The 4,011-nt window shown below is 63.4% G+C and carries 6 protein-coding genes; 2 read left to right on the top strand and 4 right to left on the bottom strand.

The features are described from left to right. Positions 1 to 141: 141 nt before the first annotated feature. Positions 142 to 594, top strand: a complete 453-nt coding sequence (locus B7X49_RS18305; protein ID WP_029311416.1) for a cupin domain-containing protein — start codon at positions 142 to 144, stop codon at positions 592 to 594. A 12-nt stretch (positions 595 to 606) separates the two neighbouring features. On the opposite strand, the gene phoB is transcribed toward B7X49_RS18305, so the two are convergent. The 4 genes from phoB to B7X49_RS18285 all read right to left on the bottom strand — a co-directional run bounded on the left by phoB (position 607) and on the right by B7X49_RS18285 (position 3,652). Continuing rightward, entirely contained in the window at positions 607 to 1,317 is a 711-nt protein-coding gene (gene phoB / locus B7X49_RS18300; RefSeq protein WP_081849048.1) for a phosphate regulon transcriptional regulator PhoB, read from the bottom strand. A gap of 25 nt (positions 1,318 to 1,342) precedes the next feature. After that, positions 1,343 to 2,062 carry a phosphate signaling complex protein PhoU gene (phoU, locus tag B7X49_RS18295; protein WP_286703415.1) on the bottom strand — a complete coding sequence of 240 codons (720 nt, stop codon included), beginning with the start codon at positions 2,060 to 2,062 and terminating at the stop codon, positions 1,343 to 1,345. A gap of 11 nt (positions 2,063 to 2,073) precedes the next feature. Next, a complete protein-coding gene (gene pstB / locus B7X49_RS18290) occupies positions 2,074 to 2,877 on the bottom strand; it encodes a phosphate ABC transporter ATP-binding protein PstB (protein WP_286703416.1) in 804 nt (267 codons plus the stop codon). Positions 2,878 to 3,004: 127 nt separating this feature from the next. After that, complete coding sequence (locus tag B7X49_RS18285; protein WP_029311412.1) at positions 3,005 to 3,652, bottom strand: peroxiredoxin; 648 nt, start codon at positions 3,650 to 3,652, stop codon at positions 3,005 to 3,007. 130 nt (positions 3,653 to 3,782) lie between these two features. On the opposite strand from B7X49_RS18285, the gene B7X49_RS18280 reads away from it, so the two are divergent. Beyond that, on the top strand, positions 3,783 to 3,968 hold the full coding sequence (locus tag B7X49_RS18280) for a DUF6726 family protein (protein ID WP_286703417.1): 186 nt from the start codon (positions 3,783 to 3,785) through the stop codon (positions 3,966 to 3,968). The last annotated feature ends 43 nt before the right edge of the window (positions 3,969 to 4,011 follow it).

The following is a 4,011-nucleotide window of genomic DNA, read 5'->3' as shown; positions in this document are numbered from 1 at the left end:
CCGCTGGATGTTCTCCACAGATCAGGCAAGAGTGAAGATGGCCAAATCCTACCCCACGCCATCAATCAAGGAGTCGTAATCACTGCGACGGGACACTAGCCGCAGTTTTATGTGAAATCCGGTTTCGATGCGGGAGCATTCATGATCGATCTCCGCAATCCCTTGTGCGATCCGGCGGCGGTGCGGCAGGCGCTCGATCTCGCACCCCACCCCGAAGGCGGCCATTACCGGGAGGTCTGGCGCGATCGGCCGGCAGCCGGCGGGCGCGGCGCGGCGACCAGCATTCTGTTCCTGCTGGAGTCCGGCGAACGCTCGCGCTGGCATCGGGTCGATGCGGCGGAGTTGTGGCTGTGGCAGGCGGGAGCGCCCTTGGCGCTCGGGGTTTGTGCGGCGGAAGGGGTGCCGTATCAGGTGCGGCTCGGCCCCGATCTGGCGCAGGGCGAGACCCTGCAGCATACGGTGCCGGTCAGCGCCTGGCAGGATGCGAGAAGCCTGGGGCGCTGGACCCTGGTCAGTTGCGTGGTGGCTCCCGCATTCGAATTCGCCGGTTTCGAAATGGCACCCGAGGGCTGGGCGCCCGGCGGTTCGCGCTGAGCCCGGTTCGCGCTAGGCCGCGACCATGTCGGTGTCGAGCGCGTAGCCGGCGGCGCGCACGGTGCGGACCAGATCGAGTTCGTTTTCACCGTTGATGGCTTTGCGCAGGCGGCGGATGTGCACATCGACCGTGCGCGGTTCGACGTGGATATCGCGCCCCCACACCGCGTTCAGCACATCCTCGCGCGAGAACACCCGGCGCGGGTGGCGCATGAAGAATTCGAGCAAGCGGAATTCGGTCGGCCCGAGGTGCAGCACCTTGCCGGCGCGGGTCACTTTATGGGTGGTCGGGTCGAGTTCCATATCGGCGAACTGCAACGGCGCCTTGGCGGGGGCGGCGCCGGTGCGGCGGAGCAGGGCGCGGATGCGCGCGACCAGCGCTTCGGGCGAGAACGGCTTGGTGATGTAATCATCGGCGCCGGTTTCGAGGCCGCGCACCGCATCCTGATCCTCGGCGCGGGCGGTGAGCATGATCACCGGCAAGCTGCGCGTGGCCGGGCGGCGGCGGAGTTGGCGGCAGAGCTCGATGCCGGACAGGGTCGGCAGCATCCAGTCCAGCAGCACGAGGTCGGGCGGCGACTCGGTGATTTTGGTCAAAGCCTCGTTACCATCACCGGCTTCATCGACCCGGAAGCCGCTCTTTTCCAGATTATAGCGCAGCAGCGTGACCAGCGGCGCTTCGTCTTCGACCACGAGCACCAGCGGGCGGTTGGATTCACTCATGTCAGACTCCATCGGTGAAATGCGCTCAAGCGCCCGCGCGCGGCATGTAGGTGGCGGACAGATCGCCCTTGGGCCGGTTGTCCGGCAGGGTTTCGCCGGTCGCCGCGTAATACGTGAGTTCGGCCACGTTGGTCGCGTGATCGCCGATCCGCTCGAGGTTTTTCGCGATGAACAGCAAATGGGTACACGCGCTGATGTTGCGCGGATCTTCCATCATGTAGGTGATCAGCTCGCGAAAGATCGTGGTGTAGAGATCATCGATCATCTGATCCGCGCGCCAGACCGCCATGGCTTTCTGCGGATCGGCCTCGCCGATCGCATCGATCGTCGATTTCAGGTTTTCCTGTACCAAGCGCGACATCTGCGCGAGGCTTGCAAGCGGATAGGCCGGCACCGCCTCGTTCAGAATGATCGTGCGCTTGGCAACATTGGCGGCATAATCGCCGATGCGCTCCAGATCGGTGGTGACTTTCAGCGCCGCGACCACCTGGCGCAGATCATCCGCGACCGGCTGGCGCAGGGCGAGCACGCGGATCGCGAATTGCTCGATCGCGCGCTCCTCGGCATCGACCCGAGCATCGAACTCGACGACGCGGGCGGCCATGACCGCATCGCGCGAGAGCAGGGCGGCGGTGGCGTCGGCCAGTTCGGTCTCGACCAGCCCGCCCATCGCCGCGATCATGTCGCGCAGACGGCCGAGATCGGCTTCGAAACTGGTCAGGATATGGCGGGATTCGTCAGGCATGGCGATGCTCCTCAACCGAACCGGCCGGTGATGTATTCCTGGGTGCGGCGTTCGCGCGGGGCGGTGAACATTTGCGTCGCGTCGGCCACTTCGACCACTTCGCCGAGATAGAAAAACGCCACCCGATCGGCGCAGCGACCGGCCTGCTGCATATTGTGCGTGACGATGATGATGGTGAAATCGCGCTTCAATTCGTCGATCAGCTGCTCGATTTTCAGCGTCGAAATCGGGTCGAGCGCGCTGGTCGGCTCATCGAGCAGGATCACCTGGGGTTTTACTGCGATGGTGCGGGCAATGCACAGGCGCTGTTGCTGCCCGCCGGACAGGGCAAGCGCCGAATTGTTCAATTTGTCCTTCACCTCGCCCCACAGGGCGGCGCGCACCAGGGATGATTCCACCCGTTCGTCCATCGCGCTGCGCGAGAGGCGTTCGTGCAGACGCACCCCGAAGGCGACGTTCTCGTAGATCGACTTCGGAAACGGTGTCGGTTTCTGGAACACCATGCCGACGCGCCGGCGCAGGCGGTTGATGTCCATGCCGGGGGCGATGATGTTTTCGCCATCGAGCATGACCTCGCCCTCGGCGCGCTGACCGGGGTAAAGATCGTACATGCGGTTGAGCACGCGCAGCAGCGTTGATTTGCCGCAGCCGGACGGGCCGATCATCGCGGTGGTCTGGCGGTCGAGAAAATCGATGGACACCGATTTCAGCGCCTTGGTAGCACCGTAATAGAAATCGAGATTGCGGATGGCGATCCGCGGCTCCTCGGACGCGGATTGCGCCATCGGTGCGAGGCGGGCGGAGGCATCGGGCATCAACAGGCTCCGTCTTGGTGCGACAGCGTGGGAAGGAGCAATGTCAGGATCATGACACCGCTCCTTAAGCCCCTATCATGCCATGGTTATGACAGTGCGATGAAGCTTTTATGACAGATGTGCCGGCTCAGCCCGCGCTCGGCAGCTTCGGCTGCTTGACCAGACGCAGATAGGGCTTCAACGTCTTGAAACCGGCCGGATAGCGCTTGTGCGCCTCTTCATCCGACACCGACGTGACGATAATGACGTCATCGCCGTCCTTCCAATTGGCCGGGGTGGCGAGCTTGTCGGAATCGGTAAGCTGCAACGAGTCGATCACCCGCAGGATTTCGTCGAAATTGCGCCCGGTCGCCATCGGATAGGTCAGGATCAGTCGGATCTTTTTGGCGGGGTCGATGATGAACACCGAACGCACCGTCGCCGTCGTGCTGGCGTTCGGGTGGATCATTTCGTATAGCCGGCTGACCTTGTGGTCGTGATCCGCCAGGATCGGGAAATTCACGGTCTGGCCCTGGGTCTCCTGAATGTCTTTCGCCCAGCCGACATGGTTCTCCCCGGTATCCACCGACAGGCCGACCGGCTTGACGTTGCGCTTGTCCCATTCCGGCTTGAGCCGCGCGACCACACCAAGCTCGGTCGTGCAGACCGGCGTGTAATCGGCCGGGTGGCTGAACAGGATGCCCCAGGAATGACCGAGGTACTCATGGAATTTGATCCGGCCTTCCGAGCTGTCCTGCTCGAAATCCGGGGCGGTATCGCCGAGTTGCAATGACATGGGCATGGCTCCGATCATCAGTTGTGCGCTGCACATAATACTTCGGTTCCGAATCGCCAACCGGACCGGCACCGATGCACCGGCGATCGCGCAACCTTATATACAGGCCTGGATTTGAATGGAGATCATCATGAAACTGCGCGTCGTTTTGCTGTTCTGCCTTACCGCCCTGGCGCTGTCCGGATGCGGGTTGTTCGCCGCGCCGTGCCGGGTGACATCGGCGGGGTTGAAAATCGTGCCGCTGGTTGGGCAGGTCGCCGCCGCGCCGACCGATGCCTGCGCCAATGTGATCGACCCGACGCCGACCCGCAGCTGATCGGCGCGGGTCAGGCCGCGAGCGCCACCGATACCGCGATATT

Origin of the sequence: Acidiphilium sp. 34-64-41 (assembly GCF_002282635.1) — a bacterium.
GTDB classification, from domain to species: domain Bacteria; phylum Pseudomonadota; class Alphaproteobacteria; order Acetobacterales; family Acetobacteraceae; genus Acidiphilium; species Acidiphilium rubrum.
Note: the sequence above shows the minus strand (reverse complement) of the source record. Positions and strands in the feature narration are given on the sequence as shown.

Coding starts and splice junctions, on each gene's coding strand:
- B7X49_RS18305 (WP_029311416.1), top strand. CDS start 142: ATGATCGATCTCCGCAATCCCTTGTGCGATCCGGCGGCGGTGCGGCAG.
- phoB (WP_081849048.1), bottom strand. CDS start 1,317: ATGAGTGAATCCAACCGCCCGCTGGTGCTCGTGGTCGAAGACGAAGCG.
- phoU (WP_286703415.1), bottom strand. CDS start 2,062: ATGCCTGACGAATCCCGCCATATCCTGACCAGTTTCGAAGCCGATCTC.
- pstB (WP_286703416.1), bottom strand. CDS start 2,877: ATGCCCGATGCCTCCGCCCGCCTCGCACCGATGGCGCAATCCGCGTCC.
- B7X49_RS18285 (WP_029311412.1), bottom strand. CDS start 3,652: ATGTCATTGCAACTCGGCGATACCGCCCCGGATTTCGAGCAGGACAGC.
- B7X49_RS18280 (WP_286703417.1), top strand. CDS start 3,783: ATGAAACTGCGCGTCGTTTTGCTGTTCTGCCTTACCGCCCTGGCGCTG.